This is a genomic window from Pseudomonas yamanorum (genome assembly GCF_013386765.1).
In the GTDB taxonomy this organism is placed as follows: Bacteria; Pseudomonadota; Gammaproteobacteria; order Pseudomonadales; family Pseudomonadaceae; genus Aquipseudomonas; species Aquipseudomonas yamanorum_A.
The window spans coordinates 35,531-53,208 of sequence record NZ_JACARE010000017.1; the positions used below are offsets into that span (position 1 = coordinate 35,531).

The 17,678-nt window shown below is 61.2% G+C and carries 17 protein-coding genes; 7 read left to right on the forward strand and 10 right to left on the reverse strand.

All coding sequences use genetic code 11. From position 1 onward, the window contains the following. Nucleotides 1-101: 101 nt before the first annotated feature. The 5 genes from HX875_RS11625 (at nucleotide 102) to HX875_RS11645 (ending at nucleotide 4,419) form a co-directional block, all read left to right on the forward strand. On the forward strand, nucleotides 102-1,259 hold the full coding sequence (locus HX875_RS11625; RefSeq protein ID WP_177043303.1) for a D-alanyl-D-alanine carboxypeptidase family protein: 1,158 nt from the start codon (nucleotides 102-104) through the stop codon (nucleotides 1,257-1,259). Between the two features lie 84 nt (nucleotides 1,260-1,343). Further along, nucleotides 1,344-1,619 (forward strand): DUF493 domain-containing protein, encoded by a 276-nt coding sequence (locus HX875_RS11630; RefSeq protein ID WP_177043304.1) that lies wholly within the window; start codon nucleotides 1,344-1,346, stop codon nucleotides 1,617-1,619. Continuing rightward, entirely contained in the window at nucleotides 1,619-2,266 is a 648-nt protein-coding gene (lipB, locus tag HX875_RS11635; RefSeq protein WP_177043305.1) for a lipoyl(octanoyl) transferase LipB, read from the forward strand. The genes HX875_RS11630 and lipB overlap by 1 nt, the downstream gene beginning before the upstream one ends. A 2-nt stretch (nucleotides 2,267-2,268) precedes the next feature. Continuing rightward, a complete protein-coding gene (gene lipA / locus HX875_RS11640) occupies nucleotides 2,269-3,288 on the forward strand; it encodes a lipoyl synthase (protein ID WP_371132027.1) in 1,020 nt (339 codons plus the stop codon). Between the two features lie 195 nt (nucleotides 3,289-3,483). After that, nucleotides 3,484-4,419 (forward strand): S66 peptidase family protein, encoded by a 936-nt coding sequence (locus HX875_RS11645; RefSeq protein ID WP_177043306.1) that lies wholly within the window; start codon nucleotides 3,484-3,486, stop codon nucleotides 4,417-4,419. Between the two features lie 130 nt (nucleotides 4,420-4,549). Here HX875_RS11645 and HX875_RS11650 read toward each other — a convergent pair whose 3' ends face one another. The 5 genes from HX875_RS11650 to leuS all read right to left on the reverse strand — a co-directional run bounded on the left by HX875_RS11650 (nucleotide 4,550) and on the right by leuS (nucleotide 10,564). After that, nucleotides 4,550-5,875, reverse strand: a complete 1,326-nt coding sequence (locus HX875_RS11650; RefSeq protein WP_177043307.1) for a lytic murein transglycosylase — start codon at nucleotides 5,873-5,875, stop codon at nucleotides 4,550-4,552. A 61-nt stretch (nucleotides 5,876-5,936) separates the two neighbouring features. Continuing rightward, the gene (gene arfA, locus HX875_RS11655; RefSeq protein WP_003176285.1) at nucleotides 5,937-6,101 is read right to left on the reverse strand and encodes an alternative ribosome rescue factor ArfA; all 165 of its coding nucleotides are present in this window, start codon (nucleotides 6,099-6,101) and stop codon (nucleotides 5,937-5,939) included. An 84-nt stretch (nucleotides 6,102-6,185) separates the two neighbouring features. Further along, complete coding sequence (holA, locus tag HX875_RS11660) at nucleotides 6,186-7,223, reverse strand: DNA polymerase III subunit delta (RefSeq protein WP_177043308.1); 1,038 nt, start codon at nucleotides 7,221-7,223, stop codon at nucleotides 6,186-6,188. Between the two features lie 39 nt (nucleotides 7,224-7,262). Beyond that, nucleotides 7,263-7,868 (reverse strand): LPS-assembly lipoprotein LptE, encoded by a 606-nt coding sequence (locus HX875_RS11665; protein ID WP_177043309.1) that lies wholly within the window; start codon nucleotides 7,866-7,868, stop codon nucleotides 7,263-7,265. A gap of 89 nt (nucleotides 7,869-7,957) precedes the next feature. After that, nucleotides 7,958-10,564, reverse strand: a complete 2,607-nt coding sequence (gene leuS, locus HX875_RS11670; protein WP_177043310.1) for a leucine--tRNA ligase — start codon at nucleotides 10,562-10,564, stop codon at nucleotides 7,958-7,960. Between the two features lie 261 nt (nucleotides 10,565-10,825). Here leuS and HX875_RS11675 point away from each other — a divergent pair, with 261 nt between their 5' ends. Together HX875_RS11675 and HX875_RS11680 are read left to right on the forward strand one after the other, a co-directional pair. Further along, nucleotides 10,826-11,143, forward strand: coding sequence for a hypothetical protein (locus tag HX875_RS11675; RefSeq protein WP_177043311.1), 318 nt, complete (start codon nucleotides 10,826-10,828; stop codon nucleotides 11,141-11,143). A gap of 100 nt (nucleotides 11,144-11,243) precedes the next feature. Beyond that, a complete protein-coding gene (locus HX875_RS11680) occupies nucleotides 11,244-12,005 on the forward strand; it encodes a YdcF family protein (RefSeq protein WP_177043312.1) in 762 nt (253 codons plus the stop codon). Nucleotides 12,006-12,125: 120 nt separating this feature from the next. Here HX875_RS11680 and lnt read toward each other — a convergent pair whose 3' ends face one another. The 5 genes from lnt to miaB form a co-directional block, all read right to left on the reverse strand. Then, a complete protein-coding gene (gene lnt / locus HX875_RS11685) occupies nucleotides 12,126-13,649 on the reverse strand; it encodes an apolipoprotein N-acyltransferase (RefSeq protein WP_177043313.1) in 1,524 nt (507 codons plus the stop codon). An 8-nt stretch (nucleotides 13,650-13,657) separates the two neighbouring features. Next, entirely contained in the window at nucleotides 13,658-14,497 is an 840-nt protein-coding gene (locus HX875_RS11690; protein ID WP_003215451.1) for an HlyC/CorC family transporter, read from the reverse strand. Between the two features lie 27 nt (nucleotides 14,498-14,524). Further along, the gene (gene ybeY, locus HX875_RS11695) at nucleotides 14,525-14,998 is read right to left on the reverse strand and encodes an rRNA maturation RNase YbeY (RefSeq protein ID WP_177043314.1); all 474 of its coding nucleotides are present in this window, start codon (nucleotides 14,996-14,998) and stop codon (nucleotides 14,525-14,527) included. Continuing rightward, nucleotides 14,991-15,992: a PhoH family protein gene (locus HX875_RS11700; protein ID WP_177043315.1), complete on the reverse strand. Its 1,002-nt coding sequence runs from the start codon at nucleotides 15,990-15,992 to the stop codon at nucleotides 14,991-14,993. Before HX875_RS11700 ends, ybeY begins: the two co-directional genes overlap by 8 nt. Nucleotides 15,993-16,229: 237 nt before the next feature. Beyond that, a complete protein-coding gene (gene miaB / locus HX875_RS11705; RefSeq protein WP_177043316.1) occupies nucleotides 16,230-17,558 on the reverse strand; it encodes a tRNA (N6-isopentenyl adenosine(37)-C2)-methylthiotransferase MiaB in 1,329 nt (442 codons plus the stop codon). Between the last annotated feature and the right edge of the window lie 120 nt (nucleotides 17,559-17,678).

The following is a 17,678-nucleotide window of genomic DNA, read 5'->3' on the forward strand; positions in this document are numbered from 1 at the left end:
AAGGGGTGGGCGTACAACCGAACACGCGACAGTCTGGCGACGGGCTGTCTGAATAGTTTTGCCCGCGAGGGCAAGTTTCCATAAGCAATTTCGAGAGACGGATGAACATCACCACCTTAGCCAAACGCACGTGCCTGCTTCTTTCGCTGATCATCACCCCGGCCGCCTGGGCGGTTGAAATGGTGCCGGCTTCCCCGCAACTGGCTGCCAAGGCCTGGGTCCTCATGGACGCCGCCAGCGGCAACGTGCTGGTGGAGAACAACGGTGACCAGCGCCTGCCCCCAGCCAGCCTGACCAAGCTGATGACGGCCTACATCGCGACCCTGGAAATCCGTCGCGGCCAGATCGGTGAAAACGATCCGGTGACCGTCAGCGAAAACGCCTGGCGCACCGGCGGTTCGCGGATGTTCATCAAGGTCGGCTCGCAGGTGACTGTCAGCGACCTGCTGCACGGCATCATCATCCAGTCCGGTAACGACGCCAGCGTGGCCCTGTCCGAGCACATCGCCGGCAGCGAAGATGCGTTCGCCGACATGATGAACAAGACAGCCGGCGATCTGGGCATGACCAACAGCCACTTCATGAACCCGACCGGCCTGCCGAACCCTGAGCACTACTCTTCGGCCCATGACATGGCGCTGCTGGCTCGCGCGATCATTCGTGTCGACCCGGTGCACTACGCGATCTACTCCCAGAAAGAGTTCTTCTGGAACAACATCAAGCAGCCTAACCGCAACCTGTTGCTGTGGCGTGACAAGACCGTCGATGGCCTGAAAACCGGTCACACCGACGAAGCCGGCTACTGCATGGTGTCGTCTGCTGTGCGTGACGGGCAGCGCCTGATTGCCGTGGTATTCGGTACCAACAGCGAGCAGGCCCGTGCGGCCGAGACGCAGAAGCTGCTGACTTATGGCTTCCGTTTCTTCGAAACCCAGACTTTCTACCAGAAGGGCACCGAGCTGGCTCAAGCCCCTGTATGGAAAGGCGCGACCCATCAAGTCAAGGCCGGCCTGGCTGAAGACCTGACCCTGACCATGCCTAAAGGCCAGCTCAAGAAGCTCGCTGCCAGCATGACCATGAACCCGCAACTGGTCGCACCGATCGCCAAGGGCGATGTCATCGGCAAGGTCGAAGTGAAACTGGACGATAAAGTGATCCACAGCGCCGACCTGATCGCTCTGGACGCCGTCGACGAAGGTGGTATCTTCCGACGCGTGTGGGATAGCATCCGTCTATTCTTCTACAGCTTGTTCAACTGATAGTGTGCACCTGCATGACCCTGCGCTGATCCGGCGCGGGGTTATGCCCGTCGCCACGGCTTACGCTTACGAGGCCGTTACGCCATGACCGATACCGAAGTAAAGGCGCCAAAGATCGAATTTCCGGTGAAGGATTACCCCATCAAGGTAATCAGCGACACGGGCGTGGGTCGCAAGGACACGATCATTGAGATCGTCAAGAAACATGCGACGATCAATGATGAGCGCGTGGATGAGCGTTCCAGCTCCAGCGGCAAGTACACCACCATTCAGTTGCACATCGTGGCGACTGACCAGGACCAGCTCTACAACATCAACAGCGAACTGCGGGCTACCGGCTTCGTGCACATGGTGTTGTGATGTCACAGACCCTGGGCTTTCGCGAGCTCGGCCAAATGGCATACGAACCGGTGTGGCACGCCATGCAACGGTTCACCAACGAGCGCGGCACGCAAGCCCCGGATGAGATCTGGCTGGTGGAGCACCCGCCGGTTTTCACCCAGGGCCAGGCCGGCAAGGCCGAGCATTTGCTGCTGCCGGGAGAAATCCCGGTGGTGCAGGTCGACCGCGGCGGGCAGGTGACTTACCATGGCCCAGGCCAATTGGTGGCTTATCTGTTGCTGGACGTGCGCAGGCTGGGTTTTGGCGTGCGTGAGCTGGTCAGTCGCATGGAGTCATGCCTGATCGAGCTGCTGGCCAGCTACGGTGTGACCGCAGTGGCCAAGCCGGACGCACCGGGGGTTTACGTCGATGGCGCGAAAATCGCCTCCCTGGGCCTGCGGATTCGCCACGGGTGTTCCTTTCATGGCCTGGCCTTGAACGTGGACATGGACCTGGCGCCGTTTCGACGGATCAATCCCTGTGGTTACGCCGGTTTGGCGATGACCCAGTTGAGTGATCACGCAACACCACTAGAATTTGCCGAGGTAAGTGCCCGGCTGCGCGCGCAGCTCGTCAAACACCTCGACTATGCTGAGCAGACGACCCTAACGGGCGGAATCGACTGATTATGACTACTGATGCAGTGCAAACCATGATCCCGACGCTGGATATCACCGAGCGTCCGGCCCCGCGTGCCAAGGTAGAAGCCGGCGTGAAGCTGCGCGGCGCCGAGAAGGTTGCACGCATCCCGGTGAAGATCATTCCGACCACCGAACTGCCGAAAAAGCCTGACTGGATCCGCGTGCGCATCCCGGTTTCGCCGGAAGTCGACCGTATCAAGGCCCTGCTGCGCAAACACAAGCTGCACAGCGTTTGCGAAGAAGCATCCTGCCCGAACCTGGGCGAGTGCTTCTCCGGCGGCACCGCCACCTTCATGATCATGGGTGACATCTGCACCCGTCGTTGCCCGTTCTGCGACGTTGGCCACGGCCGGCCGAAGCCACTGGACGTCAATGAGCCGGAAAGCCTGGCCATCGCCATCGCCGACCTGAAACTCAAGTACGTCGTGATCACCTCCGTAGACCGCGATGACCTGCGTGACGGCGGTGCCCAGCATTTTGCCGACTGCATCCGCGAGATCCGCAAGCTGTCGCCGAACGTGATGCTCGAGACTCTGGTCCCGGACTACCGTGGCCGCATGGACGTCGCGCTGGAAATCACCGCTGCCGAGCCGCCGGATGTGTTCAACCACAACCTGGAAACCGTGCCGCGCCTGTACAAGGCTGCGCGCCCGGGTTCGGATTACCAGTGGTCGCTGACCCTGCTGCAGAAATTCAAGCAGATGATGCCGCACATCCCGACCAAATCCGGCCTGATGCTGGGCTTGGGCGAAACCGACGAGGAAGTGATCGAAGTCATGAAGCGCATGCGCGAACACGACATCGACATGCTGACCCTCGGCCAGTACCTGCAGCCGTCCCGCAGCCACTTGCCAGTACAGCGCTTCGTGCACCCGGACGTGTTCGCCTGGTTTGCCGAAGAAGGCTACAAGATGGGCTTCAAGAACGTCGCTTCCGGCCCGCTGGTACGTTCCTCGTACCACGCCGACGAGCAGGCGAAACTGGTCAAGGCCAGCCTGGTCTCGTAAGCCTCGCCCTCACTGTAGGAGCGAGCTTGCTCGCGAAGAACTCAAGAGCACCGCGCGCATCCAGGATGCGCGCGTTATCGTTTACGACCTTCGCGAGCAAGCTCGCTCCTACATGTTGCGGTTAAGTCATCCTCTTCTGTTTGCAACCATTGCTGTTTAGAGTGCCTTGGGCAATCCACACGAGGAGAACCATGGATGACGACTCAATTAACCACTTGTGCGGTACCTGCGCTGCGCGCCGAAGGCGTGATCGGGCTGATTGCCCCTGCCGGGCCGGCCGAGCTGGATATCGACAAGGCCACGCAATGGATGCGCGCCCGGGGCTACACACTGCGGATTTTCCCCGGTGTGGGACAGCGTGATGGCTACCTGGCCGGCAGTGATGATGTACGCCTGAACGACCTGCACGCGGCGTTCGCCGATCCGTCCATCGACGCGATTTTTTGCCTGCGGGGCGGCTACGGCACCCCACGCCTGCTGGACCGCCTGGACTTTGACCTGCTGCGGGCCAACCCCAAGCCATTTGTAGGCTACAGCGATATCACCGCGTTGCACCTGGCGATCAACCGTTACGCCGGCTTCGTCACCTTTCACGGGCCGATGTACAACGCTGACTTGTTAGGTGAAAAGCAACAGCCTACCGAGTCATCGCTGTTCAGTATGCTGCGCGGGCAGGTGAAGGCCGGTACCCAGCTGACTCACCCTGTGGCCTATCCATTGACCACCGTCGAGCCTGGCATCGCCTGCGGGCGGCTGCTGGGTGGCAATCTATCGATGATCGCCGCGGTAATGGGCACGGATTACGAGATTGATGCCGAGGGCATCATTTTGTTTATCGAGGATGTGAACGAGCCGCTGTACCGCATTGACCGGTTGCTGACCCATTTGCGCCTGGCGGGCAAGCTCGCCCAGGTGGCGGGTGTGGTGGTGGGGGATGTGGCCGGGGTTGATAGCATTGCGCTTGAGCGCCTGCTGAAGCAGACATTCGAACCGTTGTGCATTCCTGTGCTGTCTGGCTGGCGCAGCGGGCACTGCAACCCGAACCTCACGTTGCCGATGGGCGCTGCGGTGCGGTTGGATGCGGGGGAGAAGCGGTTGGTGTTGGAGCAGGATGTGGTGTTTAAGGCCTGAGCCTTCAGTTGCTTCGCAAGGCCTCATCGCAGGCAAGCCTGCTCCCACAGTTGACCGCGTACATCATGAACGACGTGGTCAACTGTGGGAGCTGGCTTGCCTGCGATGGCGATAGTCGCCATACAACGATCTAGCGGCTCTGCAACGACTCCAGCAACTTCACCGTCGGATACCCATCCGCCGGCCAGCCCAGGGACTGTTGCGCTGCACGAATCGCCTTGCGGGTATTGGCGCCGATGATGCCGTCCGGGTTGCCGGCATCGTAACCATTGGCACTGAGCACCGTCTGCAAATCCATCCGCTGCGAGCGAGTCAATGGCAGCTCGTCTTTCGGCCAGCTCCCACGAATCACACCGCCACCGCCGAACCGTTCCGACAACAAGCCAACGGCCAATGCGTAGGACGACGAGTTGTTGTACTTGAGGATCGCGCGGAAGTTATCCAGCACCAGGAATGCCGGGCCACGATAGCCGGCCGGCAGCAGCAGGGCTGCGGAAAGCTGGTCCACGTTGGCCGGGACGCTGGCGCCCGGTGGCACCTGGATCCCCAGTTTCAACCATTCGCCAACGGTCTTGCGCACGCTGCCGTCGGCCAGGGCGTAGTCGAAGTTCAACGGCAGTTGCTGCACCTCGAAGCCCCACGGCTGGCCCTTCTGCCAGCCGGAGCTTTGCAGGTAGTGCGCGGTGGAGGCCAGGGCGTCGGCGGGACTGTTCCAGATATCGCGGCGACCGTCACCGTCGAAGTCCACAGCGTGGGTGTTGTAAGTGGTCGGGATGAACTGGGTCTGGCCCATGGCCCCGGCCCAGGAGCCTTTCATCTGGTCGGCGGCGATATCGCCATGCTGGATGATTTGCAGCGCCGCCAGCAGTTGCGCCTGGGCGAACGCCGGGCGACGGCCCTCATAGGCCAGGGTCGCCAGGGAGCGGATCACCGAGTTGTTGCCCTGGAACTGGCCGAAGTTGCTCTCCATGCCCCACACCGAGACCAGCGCCTGGCGGTCAACGCCATAACGTTCCTCAATGCGTTGCAAAATGTCGGCGTATTTCACCAGCAGCGACTGGCCATTGCGCACCCGTAGCGGCGACAGTGCGCCATCGAGGTATTCCCACACCGGGCGGGAGAACTCCGGCTGGCTGCGGTCGGCGCGGATCACCGCCATGTCAGGCACGACATTGGCGAAGGCGGTGTCGAAGACCTGTGGCGTGATACCGGCCTTCAAGGCTTCCACGCGAAAGCCCGCCTGCCATTCGGCAAAGGTCTGGGTCGGCTGGATATCAAGATTGTCCACCGCCAATGGCGCAACGACGGCAGGCGCAGCTACCGGTGCAGTCTGGAGCGGGGGCAGGGGTTGAGCATCGGCTGCGGTGGGTTTTTCGGCGCAGGCGACTAACAGAATGAGGCTGGAGGCAGCGATCAATTGGCGAAGGTGCCAACGACGGGAAAGACTAGAGGGCATGCACGGGTCCAGGGAATACGAATCAGGTACAGACCTTATCATGCCGGAGGGGCGCTTGCCTTCAGGCAGCCAGAAAGTAAGAAGCCTCCCAGCTATTAGACTGGAAGGCTTCGCGGCGGTAGCTGCCTTTGCCTTTGCCGGCTCGTTCCTGGCGACTGCGGAACAACGGCTGGGCGATGATAGATTTGGCCTTGTTGGGGCCATGCTTGGATGGCTTTTTGCTCATGATGGGTACTCTTTGGCGGGTTGATGATGCGGTGCGAATCATCGGCCGAAGTTTGGATTCTGTCCAGCCCAGTGATACGTAGGACTATTCAGCAGGCAACGCCAGGCGCTGTCCTGACATCAAAAGTGACAAACGACTCAGGCTCATCCAGGGCGAACCCGCGGCCTGGCCCTTGATCTGCGCGTCAATGCGCTGGGCTTCCAGCAGCAATTGCGCCCAGCGTTGTGCCGAGTGCCGTTGCAGGGCTTTGCTGATCAGCGGCTTGCGCTTGTCCCAAACCGGTGGCCGGGCCTGGCTGAAGGCCTTGTCCAGCGGGATACCCTGGCTGTATTGCAAGGCAATGTTTGCCAGAAGGCGCAGTTCCCGGGCCAGGGCCCAGAGTATGACCGGCGGCTCCACGCCTTCGCCCCGCAGCCCTTCGAGCATGCGCAAGGCGTGGGCGGGTTCGCCGTTCAGGATCGCATCCACCAGGCCAAATACGTCAAAGCGCGCGCTGTCAGCCACGGCGCCTTGTACGGTTTCAACCGTGATCTGGCCGCCTTCAGCCATCAGCTTGAGCTTTTCGATTTCCTGGGCCGCCGCCAGCAGGTTGCCTTCCACCCGCGCCGCAATCAGCTCTACCGCGTCATGGCTGGCGGTGAGTCCGGATTGGGACAGACGCTGACGAATCCACTGTGGCAGTTGATTGCTGTCCACCGGCCAGATCTGGATGAACTGGGTCTGTGCCCCTTCCACCAGTGCCTTGCCCCACTTGGTCTTCTGCGCGCTGCCATCGAGCTTGGGCAGGCTGATCAGCAGCAGCGTGTCTTCGGCAGGACGTGCGCAGTACTCCATCAACGCCGCCGCGCCTTTGTCGCCGGGCTTGCCCGAAGGCAGGCGCAGTTCCAGCAGGCGTTTCTCGGCGAACAGCGACATGCTTGCCCCGGCTTGCAGCAGCGTACCCCAGTCGAAACTGGCGTCGGCGCTGAACACCTGGCGTTCATCGAAGCCCTGTTGGCGGGCGGCGGTGCGAATCGCGTCCGCGGCCTCCTGGCACAGCAGCGGGTCATCACCGCTGACGATGTAGACGGGCGCAAGGCTGCCTTGCAGGTGCTTGGCGAGTTGGGCGGGGGCGAGTTTCATAGGCAGGGCGAACGGGGCGCCAGTGGCGCCCCGTCTGGCTTACTCAGCTGGGACTTCGACAGGCGATTGTTTCGGCTGGCTGTTTTCATACTCTTGCGCAGCTTTCAGCGCATCGGCATCTGCCTTGGCCTTGTTATCTGCCGTCTGTTGCAGTTGGTCCAGTTTTTCCGGGGTGATCAGTTGCAGGCGCAGAAGCATGCGCTGCACCAGCTCACGACGCATTTCCTTGCGCACCTGGATGGTTTCGGAGTCCGAACCCACCAGGTTGTTGCCGTCGTGGCTCACGACTTTCTGTACCTGGATCTTGTCGCCCATCAACGGCAGGTGGTCGTGGCCCTGGATTTCGAAGAAGAGCGTGGTGCTCAGCTCGATGTCCGAAGCACGCCCGGCACTGGCATAGCTGAGGTTGCGCTGCTCTTCTTTCTCATCCAGCAGGTTCAGTTTGTAAGCCGCGCCTGAATAGACTTTGACACCACTGCTTTCCAGGACCTGGCGCAGCTGTTGCACGGTCTCGCCGTAGGAGTTACGGGCGGTGACGTCCAGTTCCTTGATCGCCAGTTCGGTGGTGCCGGTGCCGCGCAGCTGGAAGCCGCAAGCGCTCAGTAGCACGGCAAGGCCCATAACCAGCAGATTGCGTTTGATCATTTTGATGCTCCCCTTGAAACCATGTGGGCCTTATCGAGGCCCTGGAGGTTTTGTTCGGCGCCAGGGTAATGCCCTGGCGCCCGATCCGATTAGCTAGCGACGATATTGACCAGTTTGCCGGGCACCACGATCACTTTGCGGATCGTCAGGCCTTCGGTGAAGCGCAGCACGTTTTCATTGGTACGGGCAGCGGCTTCGACGTCTTCACGGCTGGCGCTGGCCGGCATGTCGATCTGGCCACGCAGCTTGCCGTTGACCTGAATTACCAGTTGCAGCGTGTCTTGTACCAGCGCGCTGTCATCCTGTATCGGCCAGCCGGCATCGATGACGGCACCGCTGTGGCCCAACCGGCTCCACAGGTCGTGGCTGATGTGCGGCGTGATTGGCGCCAGCAGCAGGACGACGGTTTCCAGGCCTTCCTGAATCAGTGCGCGATCCAGATCGGTGGCTTGCGGCGCTTTTTCCAGCACGTTCATCAACGTCATCACCTGGGCAATGGCGGTGTTGAATTTGTGATTCTGGCCCACGTCCTGGCTGGCCTGGCGGATGGCCAGGTGTGTGCTGCGGCGAATGGCTTTCTGTTCATCGCTCAAGGACGCTACGTCCAGCTTGCCCGGCAAGCCCTGGCTGACATGGGCGTGCGCCAGGCGCCAGACGCGCTTGAGGAAGCGGTGCGAGCCTTCAACGCCGGAGTCGGACCATTCGGCGCTCATGTCAGGCGGCGAGGCGAACATCATGAACAGGCGGCAAGTGTCTGCGCCGAACTGGTCGATCATCGACTGTGGGTCGACGCCGTTGTTCTTCGACTTGGCCATCTTCTCGGTGCCGCCGATTTCCACCGGCAGGCCGTCGCTGATCAGTTTTGCGCTGATGACCTTGGCCTTGCTGTCACGCACCAGTTCGACGTCCGCCGGGTTGAACCAGGTGTAGGCGCCATTGGCTTCGCGACGGTAGTAAGTCTCGGCAATCACCATGCCTTGGGTCAGCAGGTTCTTGAACGGCTCGTCGGAGCTCACCAGGCCTTCATCACGCATCAGCTTGTGGAAGAAGCGCGCGTACAGCAGGTGAAGGATGGCGTGCTCGATACCGCCGATGTACTGGTCTACCGGCAACCAGTGGTCGGCCGCGGATTTTTCCACCAGGCCACCTTCATAGTGCGGCGAGGCGTAGCGGGCGTAGTACCACGAGGACTCGACGAAAGTGTCCATGGTGTCGGTTTCGCGCTTGGCAGGCTGGCCGCATTTCGGGCAAGCGCACTCGTAGAACTCGGGCATGCGCGCCAAGGGCGAACCGGCGCCGTCCGGCACCACGTCTTCTGGCAGTACCACCGGCAGTTGGTCTTCCGGCACCGGCACGTCACCGCAGGTTTCGCAGTGGATGATCGGGATTGGGCAGCCCCAGTAGCGCTGGCGGCTGATGCCCCAGTCGCGCAGGCGGAACTGGGTGCGCGAGGCACCGAGGTTTTTCTTGATCAGCGCCACTTCGATGGCGTCGAAGGCACCTTCGAAATCCAGGCCGTCGAACTCGCCGGAATTGATCAGGGTGCCGTGTTCGTTGTACGCGTCCTGCCACGGAGCCGGGTTGGTGTCACCGGAACTGGTGCGCACCACGGACTTGATCGGCAGGTTGTATTTCACGGCGAATTCGAAGTCGCGCTCGTCGTGAGCCGGCACAGCCATTACCGCGCCATCGCCATAGTGCATCAGCACATAGTTGGCGACCCATACCGGCAGCTTCTCGCCGCTCAGCGGGTGCTCGACGAACAGGCCGGTCGGCAGGCCTTTTTTCTCCTGGGTGGCGACGTCGGCTTCGGCCACGCTGCCGCCTTTGCATTCGGCAATAAATGCCTGCAGCTCGGGGTTGTTCTGTGCGGCCTGGGTGGCCAGCGGGTGTTCGGCGGCCACGGCGACGTAGGTCGCGCCCATCAGGGTGTCCGCACGGGTGGTGAAGACTTTCAGTACGCCCGCCGCGCCGATGGAATCGACGTTATACGGGAACTGTACTTCCATGCCCTTGGACTTGCCGATCCAGTTGCGCTGCATGGTCTTGACCTGCTCGGGCCAGCCCGGCAAATCGTCGAGGCTCGACAAGAGTTCATCCGCGTAGGCGGTGATCTTGAAGTAGTACATCGGGATTTCGCGTTTTTCGATCAGCGCGCCGGAACGCCAGCCGCGACCGTCGATCACTTGTTCGTTGGCCAGTACGGTCTGGTCCACCGGGTCCCAGTTCACGGTGCCGCTCTTCTTGTAGATCACACCTTTTTCGAACAGGCGAGTGAACAGCCATTGTTCCCAGCGGTAGTAATCAGGCTTGCAGGTGGTCACCTCGCGGGACCAGTCCACCGCCAGGCCCAGGCTGCGCAGCTGGGTCTTCATGTAGGCGATGTTTTCGTAGGTCCACTTGGCGGGCGCTACGTTGTTCTTCATCGCGGCGTTTTCCGCCGGCATGCCGAAGGCGTCCCAACCCATGGGTTGCAGGACGTTCTTGCCGAGCATGCGCTGGTAGCGGGAGATTACGTCGCCGATGGTGTAGTTACGCACGTGCCCCATGTGTAGCTTGCCGCTGGGGTAAGGGAACATCGATAGGCAATAGAAAGTCTCCTTGCCTGGCTGTTCACTGACTTCAAAGGACTTTTGCTCATCCCAGAACGACTGGGCGGCATTTTCTATTTCACGGGGCTGATATTGTTCGTGCATGGCTACTTTTGAACTGAATAGGGGTGGCCTAATCCTCTTCGGTGCAACGTTCAGGTTGATCGACACCAAAAAGTGGCGCGTCCGTGCCCAAACCCTGCGGGAAGTGGAGTTACAGGAAGCGCCGTAGCATACATGACCCCACTCTATCGAGGGAAACCCTGATTGCGCCGCCGAGGCCGTTGGTCGCGGCGTCAGGCAGGCAGGGCCAGCAGGACTACGCTGTTTAGTGGGGAGTGAGTCTTATCTTCAATGAGGTGAGGGATGGTTGATTCGCAGCGAACTTTAACGAAACCGCAGGTGTACGAAGGACTGATCGACCGTTTGGGTCGAGCACTGGATGCAGCAAAAACCGCAGGCCGATTGTGTGATGAACGGCCTCTGGAGTTGGAACTGCGTGGCTTGAGCCAGGCAGAGCTGGAAGTGATCAGGGTGTATCTGGAGTTAAATGAGCATCGCGCGTCCCATGGCATGGCCTCCCCGCCGGCGCAAGAGCCTTCACGCTCGGCCAAGGTGGTATGGCTCAAGGATTTGTCGGCCGGCCGCAGCCCGGAAAAACTCCGGTCCGTGCGTTTCAAGTGAAATACCGCGTAATCGGTAGCCTTCTCGAACGTGTGTTCTTGTAAAGATTGTCGCTAAACCCCGTTACACCTTAGGCTTCGGGCATCTTTGGAGATGCCCGATGCCTATTCGTTATTTCATTAAACAATTGCTGTTGCCGCCCGGCATTCTGTTGCTGTTGCTGGCCCTTGCCTGGTGGTTTCGTCGCAGTCGTCCACGACTCGCGGGGGTGTGCTTTGCGTTGGGCTTCGGCGGGATGTGGTTGATGAGCCTGCCGGTGGTGGTGCAGTGGGGGGCAAAGGCCCTGGAGACCGAGCCGCCCTTGGCCCGTGACGAATGGGCGACCCTGGCACAGCGGGCTGATGCAATCGTGATATTGGGTTCGGGGCGTGAACGCGGGGATCCGGCGTGGGGCTCTGATCAGCCTACGGGTGTCGGCCTTGAACGCCAGCGTTACGCGGCGAGATTGGCCAAGGCTTCGGGCTTGCCGGTGCTGACCACCGGAGGCTTGCATTACGGTACGCCGCCCAGCGAGGCGGAGTTGATGGCGGTGTCGATGCAGGATGACTTTGGCGTGAGCGTGCGCTGGAAGGAAGAGCGCAGCCGCACCACGTGGGAAAACGCGCAGATGAGTGCAGAGATTCTGTTGCCGCAAGGCATCAAGCGTGTGGTCGTCGTGACCCAGGCCTGGCACATGCCGCGTTCGCGCTGGAGTTTCGAAAAGGCCGGGTTTACGGTCGTTCCGGCGCCGGTGGGGTTTCTGGGCGTAGACAATGCCCGGCCACTGGGTGGCTGGATGCCGGAATTCAAGTCGGTATGGCAGAACGGTCAGTTGCTGAACGAAGCGGTGGGGCAGGTGGGCTACCGGTTGTTTTACAGGTAACACCGCAACGCAAATGTGGGAGCCGGGCTTCTGTGGGAGCCGGGCTTGCCCGCGATGCAGGCACCTCGGTGTGTCAGTTACACCGAGGTGATGCTATCGCAGGCAAGCCAGCTCCCACCTTCAGACTGTTTTCGACATCCGGCCCGCCAGCAAGGCCCAGCCAAACAGGCCAAGGCACAGGATGATCAACGGCCACGAGCGCCATTGCAGGTACGGCGTGAGGTTGTGCATCGGCACCACCTCACCGTAGAGAATCCCGCGTTCAAACTGCGGGATCTGCACGGTGATCTGCCCGTACGGGTTGATCAGGCCGGTGACGCCGTTGTTGGTGGCGCGGATCATCCAGCGACCGGCCTCCAGGGCGCGCATCTGGGCCATCTGCAAATGTTGCAGCGGGCCGATGGAGCGGCCGAACCAGGTGTCATTGCTGATGGTCAGCAACAGGTCGCTGCGGGCCGACAGGCCGGCGGCGAATTCCGGGTACACCACTTCATAGCAAATGAACGGCGCAATCTGATAGCCCTTGGCTTGCAGCAGCGCCTGGTCGGCCGGCCCGCGGGCGAAGTCCGACATCGGCAGGTCGAAGAAGGCGATCAGGCCACGCAACATGTCCTGCAACGGCACGTACTCGCCGAACGGCACCAGCTTCTGTTTCAGGTAAGTGCCATCGCCTTCACCCACCACGGTGATGCCATTGAAAAAGCGCTTGTGGTGGTGCACTTCCTGACGAATCGGCACGCCGGTGATCAGCGCGGTGTGCCGGTCAGCGGCGAACTTGCCCATCATGGCCAGGTAGCCTTCGACGGATTCCTTGAGTACCGGCACCGCGGTTTCCGGCCATACCAGCAGGTCCACGGGCTTGGAGGTGAAGCTCATGTCACGGTACAGCGCGAGCTGCGCGTTGAGCTGCTCGGGGTCCCATTTCATGCTTTGTTCGACGTTGCCCTGGACGGCCGCCACGGTCAGCGGTGCGCCGGCGGGGGTGGTCCAGGCGTGATGCTTGAGTGCCAGGCCGATGGCCCATGGCGCCACCAACAGCAGCAAACCGGCACCGATGAACAGGTTGCGTTTACCCGCCAGCAGGCGCGGCAGGTTGCAGATCAGCGCGGCGGTCAGCGCCAGGGCAAAGGAAATCAGCCACATGCCACCCAGTGGCGCGAGGCCGGCAAGGGGAGCGTCGAGCTGGCTGTAACCGGAGTAGAGCCAAGGGAAACCGGTGAGGAACCAGCCGCGAAACGCTTCCTGGCCCACCCACAAGGCCGCGAAGGCCAGGGCGTCGGCCAATGGCGCCTCATTGCGCCGCAGCCAGCGCGCCCAGAGCCAGGCAGGCAGGGCAAAGAACCAGGCAATGGCTGCGGTAAACGCCAGCATCAGCATGCCCGCCAGCAGCACCGAAGCGCCGCCGAAGTGGTGAATGCTGTAGTAGATCCAGCTGGTACCGGCGCCAAACAGGCCGAAACCGAAACACCAGCCACGCCACAAGGCCTGGCGTGGTGTCAGCTCACGCAATCCCGCATAAAAGAACCCGACCGCCACCAGCGCAAACGGCCAGAGATCGAACGGCGCCAGCGCCAGGGTAGTGATGGCGCCGGCCACCACGGCCAGCAGGTTACCGGGCCAGCCGGGTGCAATCATACGGCGCATGTCAGTCCTTAGCGGGCAATAGGTGTCAGGCGAATCAGGTGGATCCGGCGGCTGTCGGCATTCAGGATGCGAAAGCGATAGGCGCCGATTTCCGTGGTCTCATTCCGCTTGGGCAGATGCCCGAACGCGCTCATTACCAGGCCGCCGACGGTGTCGAATTCATCGTCGGAGAATTCGCTGTCGAAGAACTCGTTGAAGTTCTCGATCGGCGTCAGGGCCTTGACCAGGAAGTCACCGCTGGGCAGCGGCTTGATGTAGCTGTCTTCTTCCACGTCATGTTCGTCTTCGATATCGCCGACGATCTGTTCCAGCACGTCTTCGATGGTCACCAGGCCAGCCACGCCGCCGTATTCGTCAATCACGATGGCCATGTGATTGTGGTTCGCACGAAATTCGCGCAGCAGCACATTCAGGCGCTTGGATTCGGGGACGAAGGTGGCAGGACGCAGCAGGTCCTTGATGTTGAAGCTGTCGCCGTTCTCCTTGAGGATCAGCGGCAGCAGGTCCTTGGCCAACAGGACGCCCATGACGTCGTCATGGCTTTCGCCGATCACCGGGTAGCGCGAGTGCGCCGAGTCGATCACGGCCGGGAGGAATTCCCGTGGGGTCTGGGTCGCCTTGATGCTGACCATTTGCGAGCGCGGAACCATGATGTCCCGTACTTGCAGGTCAGCCACCTGGATGGCGCCTTCGACGATGGCCAGCGCTTCGCTGTCCAGCAACTTGTTCTGGTGTGCCTCGCGCAGCAGCTCCAGCAGCTCCTGGCGGTTTTTCGGCTCGTGGGCAAAGGCCTGGGTGAGTTTCCCCAGCCATGACTTTTGCCCGTTGCTCGATCGGTCTTCGCTCATAGCGATTACTCTAAATCCTTTATTGTTTCAGTTAGGTGTAGTTGCAATTTCGTCGTCTGCATATGGGTCACGATGACCCAATTCTGCAAGCAACGTTCGTTCCAGTGCTTCCATTTCTTCGGCTTCGTCATCGTCTATATGGTCGTAACCCAAGAGATGCAAGCAGCCGTGGATGACCAGGTGGGCCCAATGGGCCTCAAGTTCCTTGCCTTGTTCCTTGGCTTCGCGCTCAACCACCTCGACGCAGATCACCAGGTCGCCCAGCAATGGGATATCCAGTAACTCATCGGGTACGTCGGCGGGAAACGACAGCACGTTGGTCGCGTAGTCTTTTTGTCGCCAGGTGTGATTCAGCTCACGGCCTTCGGGTTCGTCCACCAGACGAATGGTCAGTTCCGAGTCGGCTGTGCGCTGGCGCAGGGCCAGGGTGCACCATTGGCGGAACTGCTCTTCGCTGGGGGCGGGCGCATCGGTGGCCAGCTGCAGGTCAAGCTCAAGCATCGCGGCGAGTGTCCTTGGCCGGTTGGTCGTCGCGGTGTTCGAAGCGCTCGTAGGCTTCGACAATGCGCTGCACCAGCGGGTGACGTACCACGTCTTTGGGCATGAAGTGGGTGAAGCTGATCCCCGGCACGTCCTTGAGCACGTCGATCACCTGGGCCAGGCCCGACTTGGTGCCTTTGGGCAGGTCGACCTGGGTGACGTCGCCGGTGATCACGGCTGTGGAGCCGAAGCCGATCCGGGTCAGGAACATTTTCATCTGTTCGACGGTGGTGTTCTGGCTTTCGTCGAGGATGATGAAGCTGTTATTCAGCGTACGGCCGCGCATGTAGGCCAGCGGGGCGATCTCGATCACCTGGCGCTCGATCAGCTTGGCCACGTATTCGAAGCCGAGCATCTCGTAGAGCGCGTCGTAGAGAGGGCGCAGGTACGGGTCGATCTTCTGGGCCAGGTCGCCGGGCAAAAAGCCCAGTTTCTCGCCAGCTTCCACCGCCGGACGCACCAGCAGGATGCGTCGCACCTGCTCGCGCTCCAGGGCGTCGACCGCACAGGCCACGGCCAGGTAGGTCTTGCCGGTACCGGCAGGGCCGATGCCGAAGTTGATGTCGTTGCCCAGAATCTCTTTGACGTAGCGCTGCTGATTCAGGCCGCGGGGCCGAATCATGCCTTTCTTGGTGCGCAGGGCCACGCTGGCTTCGGCCACCGGGTTGTTCGCCAAGTCTTGCACCGCAGATTCCTGCAGGTACAGGTGCACCGTTTCCGGCGACAGCTCGCTACCTTTGGTTTCCCGGTAGAGGCGGCGCAGAAGGTTTTCTGCCGAGGTGGTGTGTTGGGGTTCACCAATGAGCTCGAACTGATTGCCGCGGTTGCGGATCTCGATGCTCAGGCGTTGTTCGATCAGGCGCAGGTGCTCGTCGAACTGTCCGCACAGATTGGCGAAACGGCGAGCCTCAAAGGGCTCGAGGAGAAAACGATGTGGTTCTATGGGTGCGTTCAAGGTCGCTTTTAGCCGCCCTGGGGCAATTAAGATGAAATCAAGGATAACGCCAGCAGGCGGTGTGCGAAAGCACTTATATAGCCCGGACCCGCTCTCAAGAACAAACGCGATCCAGTGTGGGAGCTGGCTTGCCTGCGATGAGGCCGGCACGTCCAAAAGAGAGGCTGCCTGTTATATCGCTATCGCAGGCAAGCCAGCTCCCACATTTGATCTTCATTTGCCTTGAAAGCCGGGCTCTCAGTTAACCAGCGAGCCGCGCAGCGAGTGCGGTTGCGCCGCGTCGATATACACGTCGGCGAACTGCCCGATCAGCGTCGGATTATCGCAGCGGAAGTTGACGATCCGGTTGTTTTCGGTGCGGCCCTGCAATTCGCCAGGGTCCTTTTTCGAGTAGTCGGTGACCAGGATGCGCTGGGTCGAACCCACCATCTGTCGGCTGATCTCGAAACCCTGCTGGTTGAGGCGGTGTTGCAGGGCGTTCAAGCGTTCCTTCTTCAACGCTTCCGGGGTTTCGTCGAGCAGGTCGGCCGCCGGGGTGCCCGGGCGCTGGCTGTAGACGAAGGAGTAGGAGAAGTCGAAACCGACGTCTTCAATCAGCTTCATGGTCTGCTGGAAATCTTTCTCGGTCTCGCCCGGGAAGCCGACGATAAAGTCCGAACTGATGCAAATCCCCGGCACTGCCGCACGCAATTTTCGCAGTTTGGATTTGTATTCCAGGGCCGTGTGGTTGCGCTTCATGGCCGAGAGGATGCGGTCGGAGCCCGACTGCACCGGCAAGTGCAGGTGTTTGACCAGCTCCGGCACTTCGGCGTGGGCCTGGATCAGGCTGTCGGAGAATTCCAGTGGGTGCGAGGTGGTGTAGCGAATCCGCTCGATCCCGTCGACGGCGGCCACCACGCGGATCAACTCGGCGAGGTCCGCCAGGCGCCCGTCGTGGGTCTGGCCGCGATAGCCGTTGACGTTCTGCCCCAGCAGGGTCACTTCACGCACGCCGTTCTCGGCCAGGTGAATGATCTCCGCCAGCACGTCATCGAACGGGCGGCTGACTTCTTCGCCGCGGGTGTACGGCACCACGCAGAAGGTGCAGTACTTGCTGCAACCTTCCATCACCGACACATACGCGCTCGGGCCGTCGATGCGCGGCTCGGGCAGGTGGTCGAATTTTTCGATTTCCGGGAATGAGACGTCGACCTGCGGCAGCTTGGTGATGCGGGCGGCGTCGATCATTTCCGGCAGGCGGTGCAGGGTTTGCGGGCCGAAGACCACATCCACATAGGGCGCGCGGTCGCGAATCGCGGCGCCTTCCTGGCTGGCCACGCAACCGCCGACGGCGATCACCATGTCCGGGTTGGCCAGCTTCAGTTCGCGCCAGCGGCCCAGCTGCGAGTAGACCCGGTCCTGGGCCCGCTCGCGGATCGAGCAGGTATTGAGCAGGATCACGTCGGCATCTTCAGCGCGGGCGGTGACTTCCAGGGCCTGATGTTCACCCAGCAGATCGACCATGCGCGAGCTGTCGTACTCGTTCATCTGGCAACCGTGGGTTTCGATGTAAAGCTTCTTGGCCATGGGGATCGTCAACTGGTGGTAAAGAACCGCGCATTATAGGGGGCATGCCGATAGGTTCCTAGCACTGTGCATCGGGTGCCATGCTATAGTTCGCGCCCTCTTTTATATCCCCCGATGTGT

Coding starts and splice junctions, on each gene's coding strand:
- HX875_RS11625 (WP_177043303.1), top strand. CDS start 102: ATGAACATCACCACCTTAGCCAAACGCACGTGCCTGCTTCTTTCGCTG.
- HX875_RS11630 (WP_177043304.1), top strand. CDS start 1,344: ATGACCGATACCGAAGTAAAGGCGCCAAAGATCGAATTTCCGGTGAAG.
- lipB (WP_177043305.1), top strand. CDS start 1,619: ATGTCACAGACCCTGGGCTTTCGCGAGCTCGGCCAAATGGCATACGAA.
- lipA (WP_371132027.1), top strand. CDS start 2,269: ATGACTACTGATGCAGTGCAAACCATGATCCCGACGCTGGATATCACC.
- HX875_RS11645 (WP_177043306.1), top strand. CDS start 3,484: ATGACGACTCAATTAACCACTTGTGCGGTACCTGCGCTGCGCGCCGAA.
- HX875_RS11650 (WP_177043307.1), bottom strand. CDS start 5,875: ATGCCCTCTAGTCTTTCCCGTCGTTGGCACCTTCGCCAATTGATCGCT.
- arfA (WP_003176285.1), bottom strand. CDS start 6,101: ATGAGCAAAAAGCCATCCAAGCATGGCCCCAACAAGGCCAAATCTATC.
- holA (WP_177043308.1), bottom strand. CDS start 7,223: ATGAAACTCGCCCCCGCCCAACTCGCCAAGCACCTGCAAGGCAGCCTT.
- HX875_RS11665 (WP_177043309.1), bottom strand. CDS start 7,868: ATGATCAAACGCAATCTGCTGGTTATGGGCCTTGCCGTGCTACTGAGC.
- leuS (WP_177043310.1), bottom strand. CDS start 10,564: ATGCACGAACAATATCAGCCCCGTGAAATAGAAAATGCCGCCCAGTCG.
- HX875_RS11675 (WP_177043311.1), top strand. CDS start 10,826: ATGGTTGATTCGCAGCGAACTTTAACGAAACCGCAGGTGTACGAAGGA.
- HX875_RS11680 (WP_177043312.1), top strand. CDS start 11,244: ATGCCTATTCGTTATTTCATTAAACAATTGCTGTTGCCGCCCGGCATT.
- lnt (WP_177043313.1), bottom strand. CDS start 13,649: ATGCGCCGTATGATTGCACCCGGCTGGCCCGGTAACCTGCTGGCCGTG.
- HX875_RS11690 (WP_003215451.1), bottom strand. CDS start 14,497: ATGAGCGAAGACCGATCGAGCAACGGGCAAAAGTCATGGCTGGGGAAA.
- ybeY (WP_177043314.1), bottom strand. CDS start 14,998: ATGCTTGAGCTTGACCTGCAGCTGGCCACCGATGCGCCCGCCCCCAGC.
- miaB (WP_177043316.1), bottom strand. CDS start 17,558: ATGGCCAAGAAGCTTTACATCGAAACCCACGGTTGCCAGATGAACGAG.